The 25,391-nt window shown below is 59.4% G+C and carries 21 protein-coding genes and 2 pseudogenes; 9 read left to right on the plus strand and 14 right to left on the minus strand.

The features are described 5' to 3' along the window. Positions 1-13: 13 nt before the first annotated feature. Positions 14-580 (minus strand): DUF3156 family protein, encoded by a 567-nt coding sequence (locus E4O98_RS12210; protein WP_078821797.1) that lies wholly within the window; start codon positions 578-580, stop codon positions 14-16. Beyond that, the gene (locus E4O98_RS12215) at positions 543-2,042 is read right to left on the minus strand and encodes an APC family permease (RefSeq protein WP_248135216.1); all 1,500 of its coding nucleotides are present in this window, start codon (positions 2,040-2,042) and stop codon (positions 543-545) included. Before E4O98_RS12215 ends, E4O98_RS12210 begins: the two co-directional genes overlap by 38 nt. 217 nt (positions 2,043-2,259) lie before the next feature. On the opposite strand from E4O98_RS12215, the gene E4O98_RS12220 reads away from it, so the two are divergent. Beyond that, positions 2,260-3,582, plus strand: a complete 1,323-nt coding sequence (locus tag E4O98_RS12220; protein ID WP_248135231.1) for an alginate export family protein — start codon at positions 2,260-2,262, stop codon at positions 3,580-3,582. Positions 3,583-3,614: 32 nt separating this feature from the next. On the opposite strand, the pseudogene E4O98_RS12225 reads toward E4O98_RS12220, so the two are convergent. Both E4O98_RS12225 and E4O98_RS12230 read right to left on the minus strand, forming a co-directional pair. Continuing rightward, a pseudogene (locus tag E4O98_RS12225) lies at positions 3,615-4,088 on the minus strand (flavin reductase family protein); the annotation flags it as partial. A gap of 58 nt (positions 4,089-4,146) precedes the next feature. After that, a complete protein-coding gene (locus E4O98_RS12230) occupies positions 4,147-5,316 on the minus strand; it encodes a p-hydroxyphenylacetate 3-hydroxylase oxygenase component (RefSeq protein WP_248135233.1) in 1,170 nt (389 codons plus the stop codon). A gap of 237 nt (positions 5,317-5,553) precedes the next feature. Between E4O98_RS12230 and E4O98_RS12235 the strand changes: the two genes are divergently transcribed. Continuing rightward, entirely contained in the window at positions 5,554-7,041 is a 1,488-nt protein-coding gene (locus tag E4O98_RS12235) for an aldehyde dehydrogenase family protein (protein WP_248135237.1), read from the plus strand. A gap of 122 nt (positions 7,042-7,163) precedes the next feature. Here the strand turns inward: E4O98_RS12235 and E4O98_RS12240 are convergent, their stop codons facing one another. Then, the gene (locus E4O98_RS12240) at positions 7,164-7,568 is read right to left on the minus strand and encodes a Rid family hydrolase (protein WP_148853594.1); all 405 of its coding nucleotides are present in this window, start codon (positions 7,566-7,568) and stop codon (positions 7,164-7,166) included. A 661-nt stretch (positions 7,569-8,229) separates the two neighbouring features. Between E4O98_RS12240 and E4O98_RS12245 the strand changes: the two genes are divergently transcribed. After that, positions 8,230-8,505, plus strand: a complete 276-nt coding sequence (locus tag E4O98_RS12245) for a DUF6124 family protein (protein WP_116665340.1) — start codon at positions 8,230-8,232, stop codon at positions 8,503-8,505. Between the two features lie 192 nt (positions 8,506-8,697). On the opposite strand, the gene E4O98_RS12250 is transcribed toward E4O98_RS12245, so the two are convergent. The 8 genes from E4O98_RS12250 to E4O98_RS12285 form a co-directional block, all read right to left on the minus strand. Continuing rightward, positions 8,698-9,630 carry a pyridoxamine 5'-phosphate oxidase family protein gene (locus tag E4O98_RS12250; protein WP_248135240.1) on the minus strand — a complete coding sequence of 311 codons (933 nt, stop codon included), beginning with the start codon at positions 9,628-9,630 and terminating at the stop codon, positions 8,698-8,700. A gap of 79 nt (positions 9,631-9,709) precedes the next feature. Continuing rightward, positions 9,710-10,594, minus strand: a complete 885-nt coding sequence (locus E4O98_RS12255) for a LysR family transcriptional regulator (RefSeq protein ID WP_248135242.1) — start codon at positions 10,592-10,594, stop codon at positions 9,710-9,712. Beyond that, positions 10,594-11,514: a LysR family transcriptional regulator gene (locus tag E4O98_RS12260; protein WP_248135245.1), complete on the minus strand. Its 921-nt coding sequence runs from the start codon at positions 11,512-11,514 to the stop codon at positions 10,594-10,596. The genes E4O98_RS12255 and E4O98_RS12260 overlap by 1 nt, the downstream gene beginning before the upstream one ends. 16 nt (positions 11,515-11,530) lie before the next feature. Continuing rightward, a complete protein-coding gene (locus E4O98_RS12265; RefSeq protein WP_248135248.1) occupies positions 11,531-12,157 on the minus strand; it encodes a glutathione S-transferase in 627 nt (208 codons plus the stop codon). A 140-nt stretch (positions 12,158-12,297) separates the two neighbouring features. After that, on the minus strand, positions 12,298-13,545 hold the full coding sequence (locus E4O98_RS12270; protein ID WP_248135251.1) for an ATP-grasp domain-containing protein: 1,248 nt from the start codon (positions 13,543-13,545) through the stop codon (positions 12,298-12,300). Continuing rightward, on the minus strand, positions 13,542-14,459 hold the full coding sequence (locus E4O98_RS12275; RefSeq protein ID WP_248090266.1) for a DMT family transporter: 918 nt from the start codon (positions 14,457-14,459) through the stop codon (positions 13,542-13,544). Before E4O98_RS12275 ends, E4O98_RS12270 begins: the two co-directional genes overlap by 4 nt. A gap of 22 nt (positions 14,460-14,481) precedes the next feature. Continuing rightward, positions 14,482-15,042, minus strand: a complete 561-nt coding sequence (locus tag E4O98_RS12280) for a phosphoribosyltransferase family protein (protein WP_078821808.1) — start codon at positions 15,040-15,042, stop codon at positions 14,482-14,484. Then, entirely contained in the window at positions 15,020-15,997 is a 978-nt protein-coding gene (locus E4O98_RS12285) for a cysteine synthase family protein (RefSeq protein ID WP_248135254.1), read from the minus strand. Before E4O98_RS12285 ends, E4O98_RS12280 begins: the two co-directional genes overlap by 23 nt. A gap of 346 nt (positions 15,998-16,343) precedes the next feature. Here E4O98_RS12285 and E4O98_RS12290 point away from each other — a divergent pair, with 346 nt between their 5' ends. Together E4O98_RS12290 and E4O98_RS12295 are read left to right on the plus strand one after the other, a co-directional pair. After that, positions 16,344-17,420, plus strand: coding sequence for an aldo/keto reductase (locus E4O98_RS12290; protein ID WP_223019062.1), 1,077 nt, complete (start codon positions 16,344-16,346; stop codon positions 17,418-17,420). Positions 17,421-17,715: 295 nt separating this feature from the next. Continuing rightward, a complete protein-coding gene (locus E4O98_RS12295) occupies positions 17,716-18,921 on the plus strand; it encodes a DUF1835 domain-containing protein (protein WP_248135256.1) in 1,206 nt (401 codons plus the stop codon). Positions 18,922-18,936: 15 nt separating this feature from the next. Here the strand turns inward: E4O98_RS12295 and E4O98_RS12300 are convergent, their stop codons facing one another. Next, on the minus strand, positions 18,937-19,458 hold the full coding sequence (locus E4O98_RS12300; protein WP_248128619.1) for a chemotaxis protein CheY: 522 nt from the start codon (positions 19,456-19,458) through the stop codon (positions 18,937-18,939). A gap of 204 nt (positions 19,459-19,662) precedes the next feature. On the opposite strand from E4O98_RS12300, the gene E4O98_RS12305 reads away from it, so the two are divergent. The 4 genes and pseudogenes from E4O98_RS12305 (at position 19,663) to E4O98_RS12320 (ending at position 25,389) form a co-directional block, all read left to right on the plus strand. Beyond that, a complete protein-coding gene (locus E4O98_RS12305; protein WP_232289389.1) occupies positions 19,663-20,346 on the plus strand; it encodes a molecular chaperone in 684 nt (227 codons plus the stop codon). A 23-nt stretch (positions 20,347-20,369) separates the two neighbouring features. Next, positions 20,370-21,353: a fimbrial protein gene (locus tag E4O98_RS12310; protein ID WP_248135259.1), complete on the plus strand. Its 984-nt coding sequence runs from the start codon at positions 20,370-20,372 to the stop codon at positions 21,351-21,353. A gap of 57 nt (positions 21,354-21,410) precedes the next feature. Then, a pseudogene (locus tag E4O98_RS12315) lies at positions 21,411-24,209 on the plus strand (ATP-binding protein). Then, positions 24,196-25,389 (plus strand): EAL domain-containing protein, encoded by a 1,194-nt coding sequence (locus E4O98_RS12320; RefSeq protein WP_223019066.1) that lies wholly within the window; start codon positions 24,196-24,198, stop codon positions 25,387-25,389. Before E4O98_RS12315 ends, E4O98_RS12320 begins: the two are co-directional and overlap by 14 nt. Positions 25,390-25,391 lie beyond the last annotated feature (2 nt).

Raw genomic sequence — 25,391 nt, forward strand, 5'->3', positions numbered from 1 at the left:
TGCGTCATTGGTTTCACAGGCCAGACATCACCCGCTGCAACCCACCTATGGCTGCCAATAGATACCTGCGTTGCTCGGTGCTCAACGCAATGTAACGCCGAAACGCAGGCATCCGATTGACCACCTCACTCCCGCCCATATGCTCCAGGCGCACACACCATTGCCGGTCCTTGAGATCAATGCGCAGGCGCTTGAAATCCAGCGGCATCAGCGCCTGGAACAACCCGCTGTCGGCCAGCAAACGCGCCTGTAGCTCACACGCCAGAGCCTGGCTGCCGGAGCGCCGGCGCACGCGGATGCCGTTGCGCCGAATAGCGCCGCCATGGTGCACCTCGAAGCTGCCAGCGCCACTCGCTGAAGCAGGTACGCGCAGGACGCACTCGGTCAGCACCAGGTGCATCAACAACTGCGACTCGGTGCGCTCGACAATCTCGAAGTTCACACCGTCCACTTCAAGCGTCGCCAGGCCTAGATCACGCCGTAAGCGCGCCAGGGTCACCCCAGGTCGATAACCGCTCGGTGCACGGTCTGCGCTGAACAGCTCATACAGTTTTTGCCGCAAAGTCGTTATAACCGTCATGGGCAGGCCCCGGTTCGTGGCTGAATTCCTTGGCCAACACCTCCTCAACGCAGGCGGGCTTGAAGGGGTTGACCTTCTGCACCACCAGGGTCCAGAACAACGCATAGGTGGCGGTCACGCCGAGCATCACCCCAAACGGCACATAAATGTCGGCCGGGTTCATACCTGGCGGGGTGATAAACCACATGCCCAGCAGGATGCCGATGCTGGAGACGATCTGCGGCAGCGGGAACCACGGCGAACGGTACGCCCGGGGCAAATCCGGACGGCGAATGCGCAGGATCACCACCGACAACGTCACCAGCAGGTAGGCAAAACTCCACGCGCACACCGCCGCCAGCACCAGGTGCATGATGTTGTCGGTGTTGCCGCCCAGGTACAGCGCATGCAGGCACGGGATCAGCATGGCCACCAGGATGCACAGCAGCGGTGTCTTGAAGCGCGGGTGCAGGTAGGTGAACACCTTCGGCAACGCGCCATCCACCGCCATGCCGTAGAGGATGCGCGGAACACCGGCCATCAAGGTATTGATAGTCGCAGCACCGGCGAAGAGAAAACCGATACCCAGCCACAGCGGCCCGATCTGCCCCATCACCTGCTCGGCGAACCGTGGGATGGCCATGGGTGTATCCAACAGGTGCACGCCGGAGGCGGCGTCGAGCACCACGTTTTCCACCTGGCGTTTCATCGCGGCGCCATAGATGAACATGCATGTCGCCACGCCCATCAGCCCGAGCATCATCGCCCGTGGCATGACCTTGGCCGATTGGCGCAGGTCAGGTGCCAGCGGGGTGACGAACTCGCAGCCGACGAACATGAACATCGCCATGCCCACCAGCGACAGCACGGTGACCAGGTCGGTGCCCACCAGTGATTCCCCGAACCAGCCATCCAACTGCACCGCCGGCGCGGCGATCAGGCCCAGCACGCCGAACACCATCAGGGTGGTCCACATGCCGAACGTAAGGATGATCTCTGCGCGGCCAAAGGCGCTGACCCCGAAGGCGTTCAGCACCCCGAACACGATCACGAAACCAACGCCCAGCAGCCATGAGCCGCCGGCCGATTCTGCCAGGGTATTGAGGTGTTCGAAGTTCACCAGGGCCATGACCCCGGCGAGGATGGTTTCGGCGGTACCGGCGAACACGTGCACGATCAGATACGCCGACAAAGTGCCGGTAATCGCAAAGAACCGGCCCATGCCGCAGTTGATGTAGTCGTACACCGAGCCCGTGGTGGGCAGTATCGAGGCGGCCTCGGCGAAGGTCGTCGCCTGGGCCAGCATCATCACCACGGCGAGCAGCATCGCCAGGGCAAAGGCGCTGCCGCCAATGCCAAAACCCATGGTGGCGGTGAGGATCACCGGGCTTGCCATGATCAGCCCGATGGTGCTGGCCAACGCGGTGGGGAAACCTACCGTGCCCCGGTTGAGGTGCGCGGTGAGTCGGTCGTTGATCGACATGGTGGGGTCCTCGAAAGCGGTTTTTTTAGTGTGTCGGCACTCTGCGCCCCACCTGGCTCGATCGTCTTGCCCCTGTCTGCCGAAGGTTTTGTTGCTGCCTGCCACGGCGTATCGCCTGGCGGCCAGGGTCAACTGCCTGGCACGCATATGAAAGACTTGGCCTGCGACCGCTCGCCCTAATGCGCCCTCACTCTTAACTAAGATGGGGACAATAACAATGGAGCACACACTGAAAAACCGCCGCCTGCGCCAGGCGGTCGGCCTGGGCATAGCACTGCTGTTCGGCCAGGCCCAGGCCATCGAGTTGTATGCCGATACCGACACCCAGGTCACCGGCAACTTCCTTGCCGTCTACGGCCTGTTCAACAGCCCGAAGAACTACGATGGCCGCAGCGGCGGCTCCACCTGGCGCGAGGGGTTCATCAAGTACGGCCTGAGCGTCGAGCAGAGCCTGGGCAACCTGGGCGGCGTATACGGCACGGCGAACCTGGTGAGTTCCGGCACCTGGGGCGACGGCGATGCGTCGGGGTTGACCAACGGCACCGAGCGCACCACCAAGTTTGACGAAGCGTTCGCCGGCTGGCGCTCCGGCGAGCTGTTCCCGGCGCTGGGCAAGGATGGCGTGGACCTGTCGTTTGGCCGCCAGATCATCCTGTTGGGCGACGGCTTCATCATCAACGACGACGGCCCCAACCTCGGCAACGGCGTAGGCGACGGCGAGTTCAATCGCGGCGGCGCCTACTACATTGCCGCGCGCCATGCCTTCGACAAGACTGCGGTGATTCGCCTGGGTGGCAAGGACGGCGTGCATGGCAGCCTGATGTGGATCAAATCCGACAACCGCGCCCAGGCCCTGACCGAGATGGCCGCCGGCACCCTGGAGTACAGCGCCGCGCCGGGCACCCTGGGGCTGACTTACATTCACGGCATCGATGTGGACGAGCGCTTCGCCACCGACCTGCAGCGCCAGCGCAAAGGCATGAACCTCTATAGCCTGCGCGGTGCCGGCAATGCAGGTATCGACAACGCGCACCTGGCTTTCGAACTGGCCCGCCAGGACAGGCGCGACAGCCAGCAAAACGCCGGTTACGTCGAAGCCGGCTACACCTTTGCCCACCTGCCCTGGTCACCGGACCTGACCTACCGCTACGCACGTTATTCGAAAAACTGGGATGGCATGTTCTCAGGCTTCAACCGTGGCTACGGCACCTGGGTGCAGGGCGAAGTGGCGGGCAACTATTCAGGCCCATTCAACAGCAACACGGCGGTGCAGCACGTAGCGCTCAAGGTCAAGCCGCTGGGCAACATCACCCTCGGCGCACTGTTCTTTGACTACAACACCGTCAGCACCCGCGGCCAGTTGAACCTGGATGGTCGCGAACTGGACCTGTACGCCGAATGGGCCGTGAACGAGCACCTGATCATCACGCCGCTGCTGGGCCTGTACAAACCCGATAAAGCGGCCGACACCGGCGGTAACCAGGTCGGCGGCAACGGCACCAATGTCTACAGTCAGCTGGTGGTGGCCGTGCCGTTCTGAACCACCTCGGGCGCGCAGGGAGGCAGCGCCCGGACCTCGGCGTAGGCGCCCTGGTGGTAGAGCAACGGCGCACGGCCGAAGTCATCGAACGCCACCACCTTGCCGATCATGATCCAGTGATCGCCGCCATCGATCTGCTGGTACTTCTCGCAGTGAAAGCGCGCCGAGCAATCGGCGAACACTGGCGAGCCGCCCTCACCCGGCTCGTACTCGATGAGGGCGAAGCGGTCTTCACGGGGGCGCGCAAAGTTGTTGGACAGGTGCACCTGGTCCGCCGCCAGCACATTCACCGCAAAATGACTGGCCTCCTCGAACACTGCATGGCTGTTGGAGCGCTTGTCGATGCTCCACAGCACCAGCGGCGGGTCGAGGGACACCGAGTTGAAACTGTTGGCGGTCACGCCGACCTTGTGCCCGGAAGCGGTGGCGGCAGTGACCACCGTCACACCGGTGGCGAAGTTGCCGAGGGCGCGGCGAAAGGCCCGTGGGTCGAAAACGTCAGACATGCAAGACTCCCAGGTGGCCGCGAGTGGCCGCCCTTATTGTTATGGGTGATAGGCGCGGCTACACCATGCTCGGGTCGGGTTCCAGACCCATCAGCTCACGGCCGAGGATCTGCGCGCACACGTCGTAGTCGGTATAGGCATGGGCGCCTGTCATATGGGAATCGCGGAACAGGCGCTGCATCTCGTTGTGCTCGAACCAGGCATTCCCGCCCGCAGCGGCGAACAGGCGGTCTACCGCTTCGATGCACATCTTGGTGGCGTAACCCTGATTGGTGCGCCAGAACGCCAGGGTTTCCCGCGTGGGGTAACGGTGGGCGGCGCTGTGTTCGGCGTGTTCCTGCCAGGTTTTTTCCAGGAACGCTCGGGCGGCGGCGACCTGGTGGGTGGACTCGGCCAGGCGCATCAACGCCGGGGTGGCGGCGCCCACAGCGGCACCGGTGTAGGCGCGCACCCGGGTCTTGGTTTTTTCGCGGAACACGTCGAGCATGCGCTCGGCCACACCAAGGCTGACGGTGGAGAAGCCACTGGCGAAATACGGCCGGTACGGCGCGTAGAAAATCTGGCTGTCAGGGTAGAGACCAAAGCCTGCGGACTTGCCTTCCATCATGTCCTTGGCCTTCTGGATACGGTGTTCGGGCACCCAGGCGTTGTCGATGATCAGGGTCTTGGTGCCGCTGCCTTTCATGCCAGCGGCGAACCAGTCGTCACGAATCTGATAGTCACTGCGCGGCAACACAGCAAAGCAGTAATCCTGGGTGCCTTCGGCGTTCTGGCGACGGCAGCCGACAATCGCCCACTCGCCATGGTCACAGCCGCTGCTCCAGCCCATCTCACCGCTGAAGTACACCCCGCCCTCGCCCTCGGTCACCCGACCGAACGGCGCAATACTGCTGCTGGCCGTGGCATCCGGGTTGGCACCCCAGATTTCCTGCTGCAACTGGGCCGAGAACAGCGCCAGTTGGTGGCTGTGAGTACACAACAAGCTCATCGCCCAGGCGGTACTGGCGCAACTACCGGCGAGCAAGGCGATGCAGTCGGCGAACTCGGGCAGCGTCAGCTCCAGGCCGCCGAAGGCCTTGGGCTGAAAGGCACGGTGCAGGCCGATGCTTTTGAGCAGGGCGATATTTTCATCCGGTACCTGGCGCAGTTGCTCGGCACGGCTGGCATTCGCGGCAATGGCCGGCAAAAGGGGTTTGAGGTCTTCAAGGAGCGGGTTTGGCTTTTTCATGGACGGCCCTGCTTATTATTGGAAGTCCGACAGGCGTTCCGGATTGCGGAACGGCGCTGGATGCAGGGCCAGTATCGAACGGGCCGTGCTGGCGGGAAATGCACGTTCGGCAGGCAAGCTTGTACTTTTCACAGGCGCGGCAGGCACAGGCATAAAACCTGGCAGGCACAGTCAAGCCGCTTATTGGTGCGTTGGTTACCCTCGGGTTTTCTTTTTGTGAACTGCCAGGAACCTGCCATGAGCGATATCCCGTTGCTGCCTCAAGTCGAAGCCTTTTTGCGTCGCCGCCATGGGCTGTTTATCGACGGTGTCAGCGTGCGCAGCCACGCCGATCAAACCCTGAACGTCATCAACCCTGCCACCGGGCAGGTAATCGCCGAAGTGGCCGACGCTGACCTGGCGGATATCGATGCCGCGGTCGCTTGCGCCAACCGTGGTTTCCAGCGATGGTCCCAGGCCGCGCCCGCGATCCGCGGCAACGTGCTACTCAAATTGGCCGATCTGCTGGAACAGCACCGTGAAGAACTGGCACAGATCGAAACGTGCCAGTCGGGCAAGATCATCCAGATTTCCCGCGCCTTCGAGGTCAATCAGGCCGCGCATTTCCTGCGTTATTACGCCGGCTGGGCCACCAAGCTCAGCGGCCAGACCCTGACCCCATCCCTGCCTTCATTCAATGGCGAGCGCTACACCGCCTTTACCCTGCGCGAGCCGGTGGGCGTGGTGGTTGGGATCGTGCCGTGGAATTTCTCGACCATGATCGCCATTTGGAAACTCGCCTCGGCGCTGGTGACCGGCTGCAGCATCATCATCAAGCCCAGCGAATTCACGCCGCTGACCCTGCTGCGCATCGCTGAACTGGCCATCGACGCCGGGCTGCCGGCGGGTGTGCTGAATGTGCTCACCGGCGGCGGCCATGTCGGCAAGGGGCTGGTGGAACACCCCGGCACGCACAAGGTTTCATTCACCGGCTCAGTGCCCACCGGCATCGCCGTCGGCCGCAGCGCCATGGGCGCCGGCCTCACCCGTGCGACCCTGGAACTGGGGGGCAAGAATGCCGCCGGCTTCCTGCCCGATATGGACGTGGACAAGGCAGTGGACGGCATCATCGAAGCGGGCTTCTTGCACTCGGGGCAAATCTGCGCGGCGGCCGAACGCTTTTTCGTGCACCGCTCGCAAATCGACGCCGTGCTGGAAAAACTCAAGACGCGCCTGAGCCGCCTGAATATCGGCTCGCCCCTGGACGAACACACCGAATTCGGCCCGGTCACACACCAGCAGCACCAGCACAAACTGCTTGGCTACTTCAACCAGGCCCGCGCCGAAAACAACACGATCATCCACGGCGGCCACCTTATCGACCGGCCTGGTTGCTACGTCGAACCCACGGTGATCCTCGCCAACCACCTGCACGACACCCTGCTCAATGAGGAAACCTTCGGCCCCATCGCCACCTTCCTGCCCTACGATGACGAAGACGAGCTGCTGGCGCTGATGAACCACGGGCCCTACGGGTTGAGCGCCAGCCTGTGGACCAACGATTTGGGCAAGGCCCTGCGCATGATCCCGGCGATCAAGGCAGGCACCTTGTGGGTGAACATGCACACCTTGCTCGACCCGGCAGTGCCGTTTGGTGGGTGCCGGTCTTCGGGGGTTGGGCGGGAGTTTGGCAGTGCATTTATTGAGGATTACACCGAGCTTAAGTCGGTGATGATTCGGTATTGATTGGGGGGGCAGTGCACATCTGGTTTGGTGTACACCGCCCCCTCCCACATTTGGATCGCATTGCATCAGTGAGATAGCTGTCTTTGTCAGCCACTACTTGCTGCTTTCAAAAAAGCGCTCGCCTAACTGAACGGAACCACCGCCTCCGCCTCAACCTCGATCAACCAATCCGGCAACGACAACCCACTGACCATAATCCACGAAGACGGCGGCGGGTTATGCGCGAAGCGCTGGCGCAGAGCTTCAGCAATCGGTTCCTGCTGATCCCGGGCAGACTCGACGATATACAACCGCAGCATGATCACATGGGACAGATCGCCCCCTACCTCAGCCAGCACCTTCTCGACATTGTCCAACGCCATGGCCGTCTGCTCGGCAATGCCTGGGCCCACAGTGCACTCTTGAGCATCCACGCCCACCTGCCCGGAAAGCATGATCCGCCGACCATCCGGCACTTCCATGGCCTGGCTGAAACCGTATTGCAGCGAATTGAATACCGTCGTGGGATTAATGACCTTTCGTTGCATGACGAGTCCTTGTTGGCAGTAGGAAAACAAGGCTAACCCAAAGGAACTGCTCAGTCAGACGGTTCAACATCCAGCAACATGTTCATGGATAAAGCGCTGAACCGGGCACGTCCGGTGGCCTGATGAATAAACGCAATTCAACAAGCAATGACGTCCCACTGTGGGAGGGGCGGTGCGACGATTCGACTTGCTCCCAATGAGGTAGTGTCAATCAATACATCTGTGACTGACCCACCGCCATCGGGGGCAAGCCCCCTCCCACATTAGGGTCGCATTGCGTCAGTGAGATAGCTGTCGTTTTCAGCCCCCAGCGCCTGCGCCTCCATCTCGATCAACCTTCCGGCAACTACCACCCGCCGACGTTGATCCAAGGAGTGAGTTCATCAGACCGCTCTTACACAAACTTCGGGTTGCGTCCGATGAGTGTCGCCGCTAACCTTCGCGGGTCGCTGCAAAATCAGCGAATGGGTGTGGTAGCCCAGTTCTTTCATAGACCCCAAAACGCTCAAGGGCGTTTTTTTGTGCGGGCTGCTTTGTGGCGGCTGTGCATGGGAGGCTTCGGCCTGCCGGGTTTCTATGACCGGTCTACCACCCCGTGTACAGTCGCCTCCTTACTTCGTGTGGTAGCGAAATGGAGGTGCTCATTCATAGGAGCTTCGCCATGAAGAAAGTCACACCCAATCCCCCGCCATCCCCCTCGGATAACAACCCGCTACTACCTCCCGATGTCATCTTTACCGTCCGCCCCGGACTCAGCACTGAAGCCGCCTTGAGCAATGCCAGCGAAATGCTGGAGTCAGCGACTGTCTGTGCCTACGACTGTGCCGAACAGCTTGACGGCCAGAGCCGCAAGCATGTGCTGGCGGTGGTGCAGATGATTGAGATTGCGCAGTTGCTGGTCGATGAAGCGCTGAACCGGGAATGCCCGGTGGCCTGATGAACAAACGCAAACTCAACAGGCAATGACGTTCCCCTGTGGGAGGGGGCTTGCTCCCGATGGCGGTGGGTCAGTCACAAATGTGTCTACTGACACTACCTCATCGGGGGCAAGTCGAATCGTCGCACCGCCCCTCCCACATTTGATCTCACTGCATCAGTGAGGTAGTTGTGCCAGGGAGAGCGTGCCAGGCTACCAGGTACCCATCGCCAGGCTGTGCGGTGAAAACCCTGCGAACTGCCAGCGCAGTGCCAACGCTGCCGGGCGGCGGACTAGGTGCTCCACCGTCACCGTCCACAAGCGCTGCGCGCCCTCGAACTCGGCCACTGGCGGCCCGCTGAGAATCAACGTTGTACGTCCCGCCACTTGCAGCACGTCGCCCGTCTCAAAATCAATAAACAGCAACCCCGCCACCGGGTTGGCGTGCAGGTTACCGAGGGTGTTGAAAAACAGGTTGCCGGCAAAATCGGGGATGGTCAGCACGTTGCCTTCCACCCGCACAAACCCCGTGTTGCCGCCGCGATGGGACACGTCCACCGAGCGTTCGCCGTGCTGGTCCACGTAGCTGGCGACGAAGAAGGTGTCGGCGTTGCGGATCAGCGTTTGGGCGGCGGCGTCCAGGCTGGTGCTGCGCTCGGCTGTATCGCCAGGTTTGCGCGCAACCCCAGCGACAGGCCGCAGTTGGATGTACTTGGGGCAGTTGCCGAAGGTGTGCACCACGTTCACCGCAAAGCCGTCATGATCCAGCGCTCCGATCCGACCGTTCATGCGGTTGCGACGCCGGGTGCCGAGGTCGATGCCCAGCAGGCCAACGGACGCGCCACGAGTGATGCCAGCCCAGGCCGGGTCGCTTCTGGCGGGCAGGCTGTCGATTTGCAGCGCCTGTGGATCCGGTGAATGGGCAAACCCTGGCGCGTCCTCCAGCATGGTCGCCCAGGGGATACCCTGTTCGTCCACCACACCCAGAATGAGGTAAGGCAACAACGGATAAAAATCACGATGCTGCTCGGGCAAATAATCACGAATGACCTTCGGCCCGATCATGGCCATGCGTTCGGCGACGCCTGCACTTTCCTGCAATTGCCGTTCGCCGACATGCCAAGGGGATTGTTCGATCGAGTTCATGGCGATCACCTCTGGTTGGATAACCGAATGCTGCGCCTACCCAACCCTGCAGAGAATGCCCACCCTGGGCAATCCACCATTACGCCAACTGAAATGCCGGGTGCTCGCGCAACGCGGTGACGCAGTAGTCGACAAAACTGCGCACGCGCATCGGCGCATGGCGGCCTTCGCGGTAGATCACATGCACCGGCAGCGGCGGCAGTTCAAAGGCCGGCAAGACACGACGCAGTTGGCCATTTATGAGGTGATCATGAACCGGATAACTGAGGCAACGAATCACCCCCGCGCCCTGTACCGCCGCATTGATCGCGCCTTGCACCGTGGCGCAACTGAGGCGTGCGCGGGCCTTGAGGGTGTAGTAGGGGAATCCCCAGTGCACCGCTTCAGCGCTGGCAATCAGATGATGTTGCTTGAGGTCGGCCGGATGCCGGGGCTCGCCTTTGGCCGCCAAATACGTGGGGCTGGCGCAAAGCAGGGTGCGCACTTGCCCAACCTGCCGTGCAATCAGCGACGAGCTGGGCAATTGGCCCACCCACACCGCCACGTCAAACCCCTCTTCGTGCAGGTTGGGATAATAGTCGTGGTAATGGGCGATGACACGCACCGCCGGGTAGTGATCCATATAGCCAGCCAGCAGTGGCGCCATCACATAGCGGCTGAACAGCAACGGCAGGCATATCCGCAGGTTGCCCTGGGCGTGCACATGGGCGCCGTTGGCCGAGGCTTCGGCCGCGTCCACCGCTGCCAGCAAGCGCACGCAGTCGGTAAGGTAAGCCTGGCCTGCATCGGTGAGGTTGACCCCACGTGTGCTGCGTTGCAGCAACACCACCCGCAAGCGTGCCTCCAGGCGCGCAACCGCACGTACCAGGGTCGGGCCGGAGACCTGGGCACGGCGTGCCGCCGAGGCCAGGCTGGGTTGCCCGGCCAGCGCCGCAAACAGCTGCATATCGCGAAAGCGCTCCATCAGGTGCGCCGCTTCGTCGCCGGGTTCAGGGCCGGGTCCAGTCCGAGGCGCTGGCTTAAGAAATCCACAAAGGTGTTGACCTTGGCCGGTATGCGGCCGTTTTGCTGGAACACCACGTGGATCGGCAGCGGCGCCGGTTCGAAAGCCTCCAGCACCAGCTCCAGCTCACCCGCCGCCACCGCTGCCGCCACCTGATAGGACAGCACCCGCGTCATGCCCCAGCCCAGGCGCGCCAGGTTGATTGCGGCATTGTTCGCCGTAACGCTCAGACGCGGCTCAATGGCTATCTTCAGCGGCCGCCCGGCGTCGACGAACGTCCATTCACTGACCAGTTGGCTGGACGATGAGGTGACGATCCTGGCTTCCCGCAATTGCTCAGGCCGCTGCGGGCGCCCATGTTGGTCCAGATAAGCCGGCGATGCACACACCACCCGGCGCACTTCGCCGACCTTGATCGCCTGCTGCCCGGGTTCGTGCAGATGGCCGATACGCACCGCTACATCGACGCCTTCATCGGTCATATTGACCACACGGTCGACCAGCAAGGCACTGATGTTCACCAGGGGGAACTGGTCCAGGTACTCCCCCAGCACAGGCGCCACATACAGCTCGCCAAACAGCACCGGTGCGGTCACCGTCAACTGGCCGCCAGGGATGGAGTAACTGCCTGCGGCCGCTTCCTCAGCCTCCTCCAGCTCGGCAAGGATGCGCCGGCAATCTTCCAGGTAACGCTGGCCGGCTTCGGTCAGGTGCAGGCTGCGGGTGGTACGCGCCAGCAGTTGCGTACCGATGCGCTGTTCCATAGCGGCAATGGCGCGGGTGACGCTGGGTGGCGAGGTTTTCAGGCGGCGTGCAGCAGCCGCAAACCCTTCCTCCTCGGCCACCGCCAGGAACACCTGCATTTCATGAAATCGGTCCATCGACGTCCCTCGATCGTTACTGAGATTGCAGCCCCACCGCCGTGCGCGGCATACCGATAAACCCCGGCAAGGCTTCGATACTGGCAAGCCAGGCACGCACCTCAGGGTAGTCGGCCAGCGACACGTTGCCTTCCGGCGCATGGGCCACGTAGGTATAGAACGCAATATCGGCGATGCTTGGCTGATCGCTGGCGAGGAAACGGCTTTGGCTCAGTTGCTGTTCCATCACGCTCAGCAAGGCATGGGCACGGTTGATCGCGCTGACAGTGTCCACCTCGGCGCCAAACACCGTGGCCAAGCGCGCCGTGGCGGGCCCAGCATGGAGTTGACCAGCGGCGGCCGAGAGCCAGCGTTGGACCCGCGCTTGCCCGATGGGGTCGCTTGGCAACCACTGCCCTTTGCCATAGGTACTGGCAAGGTAGACCAGAATCGCATTGGAGTCGGCCAGCACAGTGCCGGCGTCGTCGATCACCGGCACCTGTCCGAAGCTGTTGAAGTTGGCGATGAACGCAGGTGCTTTGTGAGCGCCTTGTTTGAGGTCCACGAGGATGAATTCAGTCGGCAGATCCAACAGGGACAACATCAGCTCGACTCTGTGGGAGTGGCCAGACAAGGGAAAACCATACAGTTTGATAGCAGGCATGAAAGACTCCAGATCGTTGTCGACCGAGTATTCGCGTCGAGGGAAGCGATCTTCTTATGGGCAACCCTGCGATGGAATCACCAGATTGTGCAATCCAGCATTTCACAGAATGAAACAATGAGGTGATCCATGGCGAACGGCTACCACTCCGCCAGATAAGCCCCCCGCCATTCAAGTATGCGAATCTGGTGGTAATCTGCCTCGAGCACGGCGGGGTCTTCATGTACCAGATACACCGTGCCCGGCTGACTGAAAACATCCTGCGTCACGCCGATCTGCTGGCCGTCCTCAACGTAAAACACTGCTTCGAAAAACGACTCAAGCTTGAGTAACTCCCTCAAGAACCCATCTTTTTCAAAACGCCCCTCTGAGCGGTTTATCAAGCAAACATTGTAGGTATGTTGCAGACGCTGATAATTGATCTTCCTCGCCAGTTGTTGTTCAAATAACTCAGGCTGCATGAGGGATAAAACCACAGCATCGATCTGACCAAGGCCAGTAGTTACCTTTGAAACCCCAGGCCGAAGAATGCCGTCAGTGCGGGCAGCAATTTCCACCAGTTTCGGACCGTCTTCAGTAAACATAATCTCCGCATGGCTAGGCCCATTTCGGATCCCCAGGCACTGCACCACTGCTCGTGTGTATTGGACCAGAATCGGATAAACCATCGAATCGGGCCCAATCAGTTCGTCAATGTCATAGAGTACGCCGCCGGTCGGCGTTCGCTGCTTTCGATAACGGACGACTTCAGTGACGAATTGTTGCCCGTCGAGCGATACCATGTTCACCACATACTCCAGTCCCGCCAGGTATTCCTGAATCAGGACCCGCGTGTTAGGTATATTCAGCTTGTTGGTCGTTCCTAACAGGCGCTCCATAGCAGCTTTGCACGCGCACATATCCTCGCAAATAGACACCCCATCGGCGCCTGCGCTCTCGAGGGGTTTGATGACCACAGGAAAACGTCCGTGTTCATCGATCCACTCTTGTGCAGGACGCCAACTATCAGTAATGAACTGCCTTGCGGCCGGCAACTGCGCCTGGGTAATGCAATGGATCATTTCGTACTTGTTTCGACGTGCGTTAGTTTTGTCGAAATCATTGCGATAAGGCAGCTGCAGTTGCTCATTCAGCTCGTCAGCCAGAAGCACACCCGTTTCTGCACCCGCGAGGATGAACTGTGGCATGAAGCGTTGGACTTCAGCCAAGGTCATTCCAAAATCGCTATTGACGATCATCTGCTCATAAAGCGTGCAATCAAAACCTTGATAATAATAGCCGTCCAGTGTTGCTGATGAAGCCACATGCACCAGCACGCAGCCATCGTCGTTCAATTGCTTCGCTAAAAATTTACCCGATGAGAACCCATCGACTATCACAATTTTCATACGATCTCCCGTTTCAGCGCATGCAACGACCTGAACGACAGCAAAAAGATGATGACTGTTACGGCTGAGAGGCTGGCTACAGAAAACTCAACTCTCGAATCCAGGTACTGGAACAAAAAAACGAACACAGGAAGCGTCAGCAATACCAGGGAAACGTGAATAGGCGTGAGGTAATAGATGGTTTTCTGAATCAGGTAAATCGGCAGCAAATGTCCGGCTATCACCAAGATAGCCATAGGCAGAACCCATCCACTATCGAGTAAAAAGCTGCCTCCTGTAGCAGGAATCGCAACGGCACAGACACCCACCATCGCGATGTTTCTGACACCCAAAATCTCGTAGACCGACCATTGACGAGCGAACATCTCTTTAGAAAAAACCGTGTACATGACCGTGCCCAACGCGCACGTCAATACGCTAACGATACCGAGCACCCGCTGCACAGCGGTGGTGGTGACTACACCGCTGTCCCCCGCAAGGGAATTGAACAACATGATCGCTACCGAGATGAGCACCAGCCATGAAACCACCGCATCGACTACGGCCACCTTCACGCTACGATTGGTCAGCAGGGAGACAATCAACGTGAGTGCAGGGCCGCAGGCTACGGAGGCGACTCCCACTACTGCTGGCTCCAGATACCGGAGTGCGTAAAACAACCCGCCCCAATTGCACAGAACCGCAAGATTGATGATAACGATCAATCGCCATTGGGTTCTGAGCTTTGACCACAATGAATTGGGATTTCGATAAACCGCCCAAACACCAAAGACACAGGCTGACGTTGTAAAACAATAAAAAATAACGTTCAACGTGCTGATCGACTGCGTGACCAACGCAACATAAACATCGAATGCCGCACTGATCAAGCAAAACACCAAGCCGATAATTAACCCGGTTCGTTGCATCAACATTTAGCCACCCGCGCGCGCATTTTCATTCAACCGTTACTCGATCTTCGCTCACCAACACTTTCAAAATAGTTTTAACGGTAATCCCAGTCGCACCTACTACATTCTCAACCCCAAAATTCCCAACCTTCTCTACAGCGCAGACAACATCTGCCACTTCACCACCCGCCCCTTTCACAGCGTCTACCAGCGCAATTACCGCACCGCCGGAACTTAGCGTATCGTCAATGATGATGACTCGATCGCCAACTTCGACGCCGTTGAGATACAACTGTCCCTTGTAGTATTCGGAGTCAATATCGACCACTTGCTCATTGAAACCACCAAGACTGTAGGAATACCACCTGGCCATGGCTAAAGGTATACCCGTCAACAATGAGACCGTGGTTGCCAACGCGGCCCCCTTATCTTCCTCGGTGACAATTTTCGAAACGTCACGCTCCATGACTTTGATGATTTTATGCGCGACCTCAATTAAAACTTCCGGCCGCAAAGCAGGTATCTGATCCGTAAACTCATTGACCGTAGTCAGAGATTTTCCAGATCTCACAACTTTAGCTTTTTTATAAACTTCTTCCAGCAACATGGCGCACCTCACTGTACTCAGGATAAAACCCATCCCAGCGACTCGCATACTTCCAAGAGCTATCAAAAAATAACGTGACTATGTTCTTGCGTTTATGCGCTTGAACGATCTCGTCACACATCAGTAGATTGGCTCCGCAGGTTGGTCCAATGGGTATTTTTTCTGACGCGATGAAGTGCTTCATCCGAGCCCAAGCGTCGACATCATCAATCACTCGTATTTCATCAACTAGACCGGAGTCTGTATTCGCTGATAAAACTCCTGCGCCCAAACCCATCAAATTGTGCGAGCGATGATTGAACGCCAAATTATTTCTTTGCGCAAACAGAGGCGCAGAGTTGCTAACCTCCAGCGCTATTGTTTTAATCCCGCTGTACGTTTGCTTCAATACCTCAGCGATTCCAGAAAAAGTGCCGCCCGTACCGATTGAGCACACGAAGAAATCCGGCACGATATTTTGTGCACTCAACTGTTTCACGATTTCTTTCCCACAGCACCGCCAACTGTCTTTATTCAATAGGCTATTAGACTGATCCAGATAATAAAACTCTTCCGATGAGTTCTCGGATAGATACGCTTTTGCTTGGAGAACTGCTCCCGTCAAAAAAGACTCTTTTGGAGTCTCTACTATATCCGCCCCATAGGTACGTATTTGTGTTTTCCGCTCCTCGGTCATACCTTCAGGCATGAATATCTTTACGCCGTATCCCTTCAACCTGCCGATCCAAGCGAGTGCAGCCCCTCCGTTCCCAGTAGAACAGTCAATTAGCGTCATACCAGGTTTAAGGACGCCTGCCTTCTCCAATTTATTGATAATATTTAAATAGGTGCGATCCTTATGACTTCCCGATGGATTCAAGTACTCACACTTAGAGAAAACCCTATTTCCATTCACAGCAAGTGTTGCCAATTCGAGTAGCGGCGTATTACCAATATCTTTCAGCTCCATTTCCATGCCTCAGCGACTCGTCAATGAATTCAAACGCTAGCAAATCATTTCGACAAATAATAGCTAGCCGAACGGATAGGTAATAGAAAACATTTGGCCACCTATCCATTAAGGGAAATGTATGTAGGAACGCCCCGACAACAGCAGATAAACCACGTAATAACTAGCAATTTATTACGTACAAAAAAGACTTTTCGTACGGGACTCGCCATCTTCAATAGCAGTGCGCCCTGCCAAATCCCGTGGCCGCAATGGTGCGGCGCCCCCCTCAGACGAGTTTTCATTAAAAAATTCAAACTATCGCCCTTCCCATCGTTCACACCTTCACGTGCAACGTTAAGTAGGAGGCGACATGCAATACCGACAACTGGGTCATTCCGGCCTGCTGGTATCGGAAATCATCCTGGGCACCGTGCCCTTTGGCGGTCGTGCGGAGTTCGAAAAATGCGGCGCAGTGGACGTGCCCTTGGCCAAGCGTATGTTCGATATCGCGTTCGATGCCGGGGTGAATATGGTCGACACCGCCGATCTTTACTCCCACGGCTTGGCCGAAGAGGTCGTCGGCAAAGCCTTGGGCGACAAGCGCAACGATATTCTGCTGGCGACCAAGGGCCGCAGCCCGGTGGACCAGAACCCGAACAATTCCGGCTCATCGCGCTATCACTTGATTCGCGCCTGTGAAGCCAGTTTGAAGCGTTTGGGCACCGACCATATCGACCTGTACCAACTGCATAACTGGGACGGCATGACGCCCATCGAAGAGACCCTCGAAGCCCTGCGTCTGTTAGTCGGCTCGGGAAAGATCCGTTACTTCGGCACCAGCAACTTCACCGCCTGGCAGATGATGAAAACCCTGGGCAAGGCTGAGCTGCACGGCATGCTCAAGCCCATCACCCAGCAGATCTACTACACCCCGGAATCCCGTGAAGCCGAGTACGAATTGCTGCCGTTGGCCTTGGACCAGCACGTCGGTACTTTGGTATGGGGCCCGATGGGCGAAGGCTTGCTGACCGGCACGACCCGACGCGGGCACAAGCCGCCGGCCAATACCCGCCAGGGCAGCGGCTGGCCGGAACCCTATGTGCATGACCAGGAGCGTGCCCTGGACATTATCGAAACCCTTGCCGCCGTCGGTGATGAGCATGGCGTCTCGGTCGCCCGTACCTGCCTGGCCTGGCTCAAGGATCGGCCGGGGATCACCTCGCTGATCGTCGGAGCGCGTACCGAAGAGCACCTGCGCGATAACCTTGCCGCGACTGAACTGAAGCTGACCGAGGAACAATCGTCACGCATCGAGGCGGTCACCCGGCGTCAGCCGTTGTATCCCTATTGGCATCGCTTTACGGCCGGGATTGATCGTTTTGATCCTGCGGAACAGCCGTTCCTGGCCGAGCACCAAAAGACCATGGATGCGCGCAAGGACAAGTAAACACAACCCTTAATGTGGGAGCGAGCTTGCTCGCGAAAGACGTCATCGATAACGCGTGGTTCCTGATTAAACGTGGCGCCTGTGCGTTTTTCGCAAGCAAGCTCGCGCCTACAAAGAACCTTAAGCCCGCGCCCACATTTTCGGGTTGCGCCGAATAGCAATGCTGCCTATATTTGCCGCCTGGCGCTCTCTACGCCACCTTCCGCGGAAAGGGCTGCGCCCAGGACATCACAGCTCTACCTCATTTCTACGACTCCCAACCTTAAAGCGGAAAAGGTTCGAACAAGGAGCTCGTATGTCGCAACGCCCTTTCGCCTCAAACACCGACGGCCGCCTCAACCTTGAGCAGCAGCGCAAGCGCGCCAAGGAACTGTTGTCGCGTCTGAAAAGCCAAGACCCCAGCGCAACCTTGTCCCAGGCTCAATGGCAGGTCGCCAAACAGCTGGGCTTCGCCAGTTGGCCCAAGCTCAAGGCCCACGTCGACGCCCTCGACTTTGCCGCCCGCCACCCTGGTTTCGAGGCCAGCGATGAATCCCGCACCACCCACTGGCGCTGTGGCAACGATATTGCCCACAGCCTGCAACTGGCCGGGTTCAAGGGCCAGTTCCGGATGCTCACGGACCCGTTGTGCATGGGGCCAGTGCGTGAACTGCCCAGCCAAGCGTTCCGCGCGATGCGCAGTACCTTTATCAGTCAGGCCTTTGCCCTTGACTCCACTGAAGTCGCGCATCGCGTCAACGATGAATACGACCAACTACAAACCTTGGCCAATACCGATCACAGTGTGCTGTGGTGCGAGGCGGACGCCTACGACCAACTGTTTCTGGTGCGCGCCCTGGCCGGCCTGGAGCAGGCGCCGCGCAAGCTGGAGCTGATTGAGGCCGACCGCATTCCCGGGGTCGAGCGATTTATCGGCATAGGCCAATTGGCCCCCGATGTGCTGGCCTGGCTCTGGCCGCAGCGGCGCTTGATCGACGACAACGCAGTGCAATTGGCCAAACGGGCCTGGTCGGCTTATTGCGACAGCTCACCGCTCAAGCTTGCGGAACTGGCCCATGGCAATCACCCTGCCCTGCCTTTTCTGGCACCGGCGTTACGGCGCCAGCTACAGGAGTTGCCGGGTATCGAGGACGGTTTGTCGCTGACTGAACGTTTGTCCCTGAGGTATATCGCCGAGGCCGGGCCTGTGCCTTTCGGCCGGGTGTTTGCCGAGTTGATGGCCAAGCGCGAGCCACTGCCTTTCCTGGGCGACATGATGTTCCATGCGCTGCTGCGCCCATTGATTGATGGGGCGGCGCCGCTGCTGATCGAGTCCGAAACGGGCGTGGAGTGGCCGCGCCGCGTATTGGCGTTGACGCCACTGGCGCAGCAGGTGCTGGATGGCAATGCCTGCTGGCTGGACCACGCCAGCCATGAGCGGTGGGTCGGCGGTGTGTGCCTGCGGCCACGGCAACCTCATTGGGCACTGGGCCTTGCTGATCAGCCCGTCTGGCGTGACTGATGCCGCGCGATACGATCAGCGCTTGGGAAACAACCCCACGGCACATGCCACCACAGTCGGGTCGCCTTGGTAGACCGCCCGCGGGCTCATCGAAGGCGGGGGCGACCGGCCGTCCACGGTGCGCAGTATCGGCCGCTCAACGGTCGGGGAACTGTGCGCCGGATCAACAATTTCCATGCAGCGACGCAGGGAGTTGAAGTCGGGCGATTGTGACAACGACAGGTGCAGGGTCTGGCTGACCGAGACCGACACCACAGAGCGCTGCGCACATTGTCCGTCATAGATCAGCGTATGGCGGATCAACGGGTTGTCATGGCAGTACTTGAGCAGGTTGACCTGCCGTGAGTGCACTAGCGCAGTGTTGATGATCAGCAGGTCAAACGCCACAACGCCCGAGCGTGTCAGTGCCTGCAACTCGTCGAACGAACTCAACGGCGCGATGCGGTGATAGCCCAGCTGGTTGAGCATTTTCTCGATCTTGATCCGTTGCAAAAGCTCCGCATCGGCAATCAGAAGGCGTAACGCTTTATTGGACATAGGGTAAACCTGACAGTTGGGCATCAGCGTCGATCATTCAACGCTGAACAACTTAACCGTCAGGGGTGAACCCTGACTTTAAGGCGATTCTGAAACGGCAATCCGGGGCACACCGTACTTTTAAGAATCGCCTCAAAGCCTTCGCGCCACTCGCCACCTACCATGAGCTGCGTTCCCTTACCCGACCATGGAATTGCCGTGTTCATGTTTCTACTCAGAATGGTGCTGCTCGCCTGCGGCCTGCTGGTGCTTGCGCCCCCGCCTGCCGATGCGGCGCTGAAGATTGAAGGCACCCGCCTGATCTATTTCGGCCAGGACAAGGCCGCCGGTATCAGCGTGGTCAACCAGGCCTCGCGGGAAGTGGTGGTGCAAACCTGGATCACCGGCGAGGACGAATCAGCCGACCGCACCGTGCCCTTTGCCGCCACCGAGCCATTGGTACAACTGGGCGCCGGGGAGCATCACAAGCTGCGCATCCTGTATGCCGGTGAGGGCTTGCCCAGCGATCGCGAATCGCTGTTCTGGCTCAATATCATGGAGATCCCGCTCAAGCCCGAAGACCCCAACAGCGTGCAATTCGCGATCCGCCAGCGGCTCAAGCTGTTCTACCGGCCCCCCGCACTCCAGGGCGGCTCGGCCGAGGCGGTGCAGCAATTGGTATGGAGCAGCGACGGGCGCACGGTAACCGTCAACAACCCCAGCGCCTTCCACCTGTCGCTGGTCAACCTGCGAACCGACAGCCAGACGCTCAGCGATTACCTGCTGCTCAAGCCCCATGAACGCAAAACCCTGACCGCGCTCGACGCTGTGCCCAAGGGCGCCACTCTCCACTTCACCGAAATCACCGATATCGGTTTGCAAGCCCGTCATAGCACGGCGCTCAACTGATAAATCACGGGGTATTTGAACCGATGTCACTGAGCAAACGCTGTTTACCGCTTCTGGTGTTGACCTGCGCGGTCTTGCCCGCCACCAGCTACGCACTGGCCTGCCGCGAGGACGGCACCAACTCGATCATCACCCAGGAAGCGCTGGGCACGGCGCTGGCAGTCGCCGCCGACGCACCCAACGGCACCATCATTTGGGAATCCGGCCCGCGCTCGACCAATGTCATCTGCAAGGACGACTACCTCCACGGCCGCGAGGAAGTGTATTTCTACGTCAACCCGGCCAGCGTGAGTATCGGCACCGGGATTCGCGTGGGCATTCGCTATAACAACCAACCGATTACCCAAAGCACCGGTAAGGTCGGTACCGGTTTCTTCTCCGACCGAGGCTGCAATTTGTCCAACTGCGTGGGCTGGGACAAGGCGCGCTTCACCCTCAATTTCAGCGTGTTCATCGAGAAGTACGACCCCACGCCACCGAGCGGCCAGGCCAGCACGCTGACCTCTTACCGCGTGTTCCAACTAGACGGCGTGCGCGGGCTCAACTCACGACCCAACAGCAACTTCAATTATGTGGTCACCGGCATGAACGATATCCGCTTCGTGCCTTGCACTCCCGAACTGACCATCAGCCCCAGCGTGGTCAACTTCCCCACACCTTCGCGCAAGGCCGCGATCGGTGAAGTCGCCAGCAGCGCGAACTTTAGCCTGAACCTGCGCAAGGGCTGCGACACGCCCTATACCGTCAGCGCACGCTTCGCCACCACGCCGGGCGGCGGCAGTGTGAACAATGGCCTGCTGGTGCCGGACAACAACAGCTCAGTCGGCATCTCGCTGTCTCGCGCCGAGAGCCAGCAGCAACTGCCCTTCAACAACTGGTTCACGCTGCAGGAACTGATGGGCCTGGGCCAGAGCCACGATGAATTCCGCGCCGACCTCAAGTGGCGCACCCTACCGATTCCCGGAGCGTTCGACGCTGCCGTGGTGGTGGATATGTACTACAAGTAGGTGATTTTTAAGGATCGTCTTATGCCACCGGCAAAGGCCGAGACGTAAAGTCTGCCGATGCGATTGAAAAGTTATCTGCTCCAGATCAACCCCGTCCTCTCCCGACCCGAAGCAGCCAGAAGGCTGCTTCGTATTTTTGCGACTGTGCTGCTGGTAGGCATCCTCAGCGGGGTCTATACCTTTTTGCTGTCGACCTTCAACAACGACATCTCCCAGCGCCGCGGCTACATGAGCAGCGCCATTGCCGAAGCCCATACCTTTTTCACCAACCGCCAAGCCCTGCTCGAAAGCCTGAGCCTGTCGGCAGTGCGCAAGCAGTCCAGGGTCTATCCGTCCTCGACCGAAGAACAACACCTGGAATTGGGCGACACATCGGGCAACCAGTGGAGCATCTGGCTGACCGCACGCATGCGCGACTACCTCAAGGCCAAACAGCTTAACCTGCTCTATGTCAACGCCGGCCCCACCCCGCAAGTGATGCGCCTTTACGACGCCACCCCGCAGGTATTGCCGATTTCCAAATGCATGCTCAACCGCCTCAAGGCCCTGCAGCACACCGACCCGGCCACGCTTAACGAACTTTGGCTGAGCGACAGGACTGAACAGCACTCGCACCTGTATATCTTCATCCGCCTGGACGAGCGTGATCGCGACTCCGGCTGGCTCGGCCTGGAGATGGATAGCCGTGAAGTCTCCTCGACACTCAGCGACCAGAGCGCCGGTGAGTTCATGATGCTCAATTCCCAGGGCATGCTGGTGTTCACCAACAGCACCGATACACAGTTGAGCCAGCAACACCTGAGGCCCGGCGAAGACAGTTTTTTCGGTTTTGTCGGCAACGGCTGGCTACCCGACCATCTGGTGATTCGCAAACACCTGAAGTCCTCTGAGTGGCAGTTGATGTACTCCATCGACCTGCGTGCGGTGGTCACCGGCTTGTGGAAACAGCTGCTCGGTTCGCTGCTATTCTGCCTGTTCAGCCTGACACTGATCTGGCTGGTGATGCGCCGCGTCGACCAGCGTTTCATCATTCCGTCGATCCATCGCATCCAGGCGTTGATTGAAAGCGAAGCCTTCGGCCGCGATGTGATCCAGACCGCGCCAGTGGCCCTCTGCGTGCTGCGCCGCACCGACGGCCAGGTGGTACTGGAAAACACCCTGGCCCAGCAATGGCTGGGTAACGGGCCGGAGCGCGAGGCGCTGCGCGCCGGCTGGATCGAGCAAGCCTTTGCCAACGGACCTTCCGAGCGCAGTGACTACTTTGAAACCATCGACGGCCGTCACCTGTACCTGAGCAGTGCACCGACCCGCTACAAAGGCGAAGACGTGCTGTTTTGCGCCTTCAGTGATATCAGTGCGCGCAAGCAGGTCGAGGCAGCGCTGGAAGAGGCGCGGCAATCGGCGGACGCAGCCAACGCGGCAAAAACTCTGTTCCTGGCGACCATGAGCCATGAAATCCGTACACCGCTGTATGGCGTGCTCGGCACCCTGGAACTGTTGGCGCGCACGCAACTGGATGCGCAACAAAAGGACTACCTGCAGGCGATCGAAGGCTCATCGTCGACCTTGCTGCAACTGATCTGCGATGTGCTGGACGTATCAAAGATCGAAGCCGGGCAGCTGGCACTGGAGATGAGCGAGTTCTCGCCGCTGGACCTTGTGCATGAAATCATCCAGGGCTACGCCGCAGCGGCCCACGCCAAGGGCCTGCAGCTGTATGCCTGCTTCGATCCCAAGTTGCCGGAACGGCTGATCGGTGACGTGACGCGTATCCGCCAGATTCTCAATAACCTGCTCAACAACGCGGTGAAATTTACCGACTATGGGCGCGTGGTGCTGCGGGTCAAAGTGCTGGGCCGCGACGGCGAACGCTCCAGCCTGTTGTAGCAAGTCTCAGACACCGGCAAAGGTATCGCCCAGGAAGACCAGGCGATGATCTTCGAGCCGTTTTACCAGAGTGAAGGCAATACCAATGTGGTTGCCGGCACCGGCCTGGGCCTGCCGATTTGCCAGCGTCTGACGGAGTTGATGAACGGCAATATCCGCATGGTCAGCGAACTCGGCCTGGGTAGCAGTTTCAGCCTGATCCTGCCGTTGGAGGAAGCATCTGTTGCACCGATGACACCGTTGCTGGCCGAGACCATTTACGTGGCCTCGCCGATCCCGGAACTGGCAAACGCGATCGCCGGCTGGTTGCGCCGTTGGGGCGCAAGGGCCCAGGCCGGCTTGCCGACGCTGGCGGACACGCATCTGCTGTTGCAAGTGCACCCCGGCAGCGTCGACCCGTTGCTGGTGCCCGAGTGGCCCGGGCCGGTGATTCACGTAAGCAGCAACGCCTGCCCCGGCGTAGAAGCCGACGCCGGCGCCTGGCACGTCAACCTCAACCACCTGGGGGCTATTCATCAGGCCGTGAGCCAGGCGCAAGGGCTATGGGTGGCCCGCGCCGATGAGCAAACGCACCGGCGGGACCTGAACAAACTCAACCTGCACCTGCTGGTGGCCGAGGACAACATCATCAACCAGCTGATTTTGCGTGATCAACTCGAAGAACTCGGCTGCACCGTGGAGCTGGCGGCCGACGGTCAGCAAGCGTTACAGCTCTACACCGCCGGCAATTTCGACGTGGTGTTGACGGATGTGAACATGCCCCATATCAACGGCTATGAACTGGCGCGTGAACTGCGTCGACAGGGCTGCACGTTGCCGATTATCGGGGCCACCGCCAACGCCATGCGCGGCGAGGCCGACCTGTGCCTGGCCGCCGGCATGAACCATTGCCTGGTCAAACCCTTTGCGTTGCGGGCTCTATTCAACTCCCTGGCGCCTTATGCACGGATCCCCCATGAAGCCCCTTAGTATTCTGATTGTCGAGGACCATCCCCTGCAGCATATCTACCTGCAGAACCTGCTCAGCGAGTTGGGAGATTTCCTGCTCGAAACCGCCGAGGATGGCAAAGAAGCGCTGGAGCGCCTGCGCCAGCGGGACTTCGACCTGGTACTGACCGACCTGCTGATGCCCGGCATGGACGGCGTGCAGTTTATCCAGTGCCTGGCCAGCCTGCGCTGCAAGCCGGCGCTGGCGATCATGAGCGCGGCGTCGAGACGCATGCTGATGGCGGCCAGCCTGGTGGCGAAAAACCTCGATGTGGAAGTGATTGGCCTGATTTCCAAACCCGTGAACGCCGAGGCCTTGCGCACCCTGGTCAACCAACTCAGAAACAGGGTGCGCAAGCCTGCCCCCGAATTACCAGAGCACATGGACATCGACCGTCACACGCTGGTGCAGGCCATGAGCAGCGGCCAGTTCCAGGCCTGGTTCCAGCCGAAAAAATCCCTGGCCAACGGCCGTATCGTCGCCGCCGAAGCCCTGGTGCGCTGGATGCACCCCGAGCAAGGCGTGATGCTGCCTGCCGCGTTCCTGCCGGCGATCAAGGCGTTCGAACTGGAGGAGCGGCTGTTGTGGCTGGTGCTCAAGCAAGCGATCCACGCCCAGGAACACTGGCGCCAGCGCGGCTATGAAATTCCAGTGTCGATCAACCTGCCGACCCACTTGCTCAACAGCCATGACCTGGCAGACCGTTTGCTGGAGTTCGTGCTGCACCACAATGGTATCCCGGGCATGATCTGCTTTGAGTTGATGGAGTGTTCGGTGCCGCAGGACATCAGCAACTTCTACGCCGGCGCCTGCCGATTGCGGATCAAGGGGTTCGGTTTGTCCCAGGATGATTTCGGCAAGGGCTACAGCTCCTACCTCAATCTGGTGTCCACGCCCTTTACCGAACTGAAGATCGACCAGGCACTGGTGCAGGGCAGTCACGACAACGAAGGCATCGCCCAGGCATTGGCGAGCATTATCGCGCTGGGCCGCAAGTTGGGTCTGACGGTGGTCGCCGAGGGCGTGGAAACCCCGCAGCAATTGGCGCTGCTGCGCAAAATCGACTGCAATCAGGTGCAGGGTTTCCTGATCTCTCACGCCGTGTCTTCGGACCAATTTCAGCAACTACTGAACAATGATGGCCCCGCGACATCTCACTAGCT

The organism is Pseudomonas sp. W2Jun17, from assembly GCF_023127795.1.
Lineage (GTDB): Bacteria > Pseudomonadota > Gammaproteobacteria > Pseudomonadales > Pseudomonadaceae > Aquipseudomonas > Aquipseudomonas synxantha_A.

Bases quoted from the DNA above. Each gene is read 5' to 3' on its own strand.
- E4O98_RS12210 (WP_078821797.1), bottom strand. From the start codon at position 580: ATGACGGTTATAACGACTTTGCGGCAAAAACTGTATGAGCTGTTCAGC.
- E4O98_RS12215 (WP_248135216.1), bottom strand. From the start codon at position 2,042: ATGTCGATCAACGACCGACTCACCGCGCACCTCAACCGGGGCACGGTA.
- E4O98_RS12220 (WP_248135231.1), top strand. From the start codon at position 2,260: ATGGAGCACACACTGAAAAACCGCCGCCTGCGCCAGGCGGTCGGCCTG.
- E4O98_RS12230 (WP_248135233.1), bottom strand. From the start codon at position 5,316: ATGAAAAAGCCAAACCCGCTCCTTGAAGACCTCAAACCCCTTTTGCCG.
- E4O98_RS12235 (WP_248135237.1), top strand. From the start codon at position 5,554: ATGAGCGATATCCCGTTGCTGCCTCAAGTCGAAGCCTTTTTGCGTCGC.
- E4O98_RS12240 (WP_148853594.1), bottom strand. From the start codon at position 7,568: ATGCAACGAAAGGTCATTAATCCCACGACGGTATTCAATTCGCTGCAA.
- E4O98_RS12245 (WP_116665340.1), top strand. From the start codon at position 8,230: ATGAAGAAAGTCACACCCAATCCCCCGCCATCCCCCTCGGATAACAAC.
- E4O98_RS12250 (WP_248135240.1), bottom strand. From the start codon at position 9,630: ATGAACTCGATCGAACAATCCCCTTGGCATGTCGGCGAACGGCAATTG.
- E4O98_RS12255 (WP_248135242.1), bottom strand. From the start codon at position 10,594: ATGGAGCGCTTTCGCGATATGCAGCTGTTTGCGGCGCTGGCCGGGCAA.
- E4O98_RS12260 (WP_248135245.1), bottom strand. From the start codon at position 11,514: ATGGACCGATTTCATGAAATGCAGGTGTTCCTGGCGGTGGCCGAGGAG.
- E4O98_RS12265 (WP_248135248.1), bottom strand. From the start codon at position 12,157: ATGCCTGCTATCAAACTGTATGGTTTTCCCTTGTCTGGCCACTCCCAC.
- E4O98_RS12270 (WP_248135251.1), bottom strand. From the start codon at position 13,545: ATGAAAATTGTGATAGTCGATGGGTTCTCATCGGGTAAATTTTTAGCG.
- E4O98_RS12275 (WP_248090266.1), bottom strand. From the start codon at position 14,459: ATGTTGATGCAACGAACCGGGTTAATTATCGGCTTGGTGTTTTGCTTG.
- E4O98_RS12280 (WP_078821808.1), bottom strand. From the start codon at position 15,042: ATGTTGCTGGAAGAAGTTTATAAAAAAGCTAAAGTTGTGAGATCTGGA.
- E4O98_RS12285 (WP_248135254.1), bottom strand. From the start codon at position 15,997: ATGGAAATGGAGCTGAAAGATATTGGTAATACGCCGCTACTCGAATTG.
- E4O98_RS12290 (WP_223019062.1), top strand. From the start codon at position 16,344: ATGCAATACCGACAACTGGGTCATTCCGGCCTGCTGGTATCGGAAATC.
- E4O98_RS12295 (WP_248135256.1), top strand. From the start codon at position 17,716: ATGTCGCAACGCCCTTTCGCCTCAAACACCGACGGCCGCCTCAACCTT.
- E4O98_RS12300 (WP_248128619.1), bottom strand. From the start codon at position 19,458: ATGTCCAATAAAGCGTTACGCCTTCTGATTGCCGATGCGGAGCTTTTG.
- E4O98_RS12305 (WP_232289389.1), top strand. From the start codon at position 19,663: ATGTTTCTACTCAGAATGGTGCTGCTCGCCTGCGGCCTGCTGGTGCTT.
- E4O98_RS12310 (WP_248135259.1), top strand. From the start codon at position 20,370: ATGTCACTGAGCAAACGCTGTTTACCGCTTCTGGTGTTGACCTGCGCG.
- E4O98_RS12320 (WP_223019066.1), top strand. From the start codon at position 24,196: ATGAAGCCCCTTAGTATTCTGATTGTCGAGGACCATCCCCTGCAGCAT.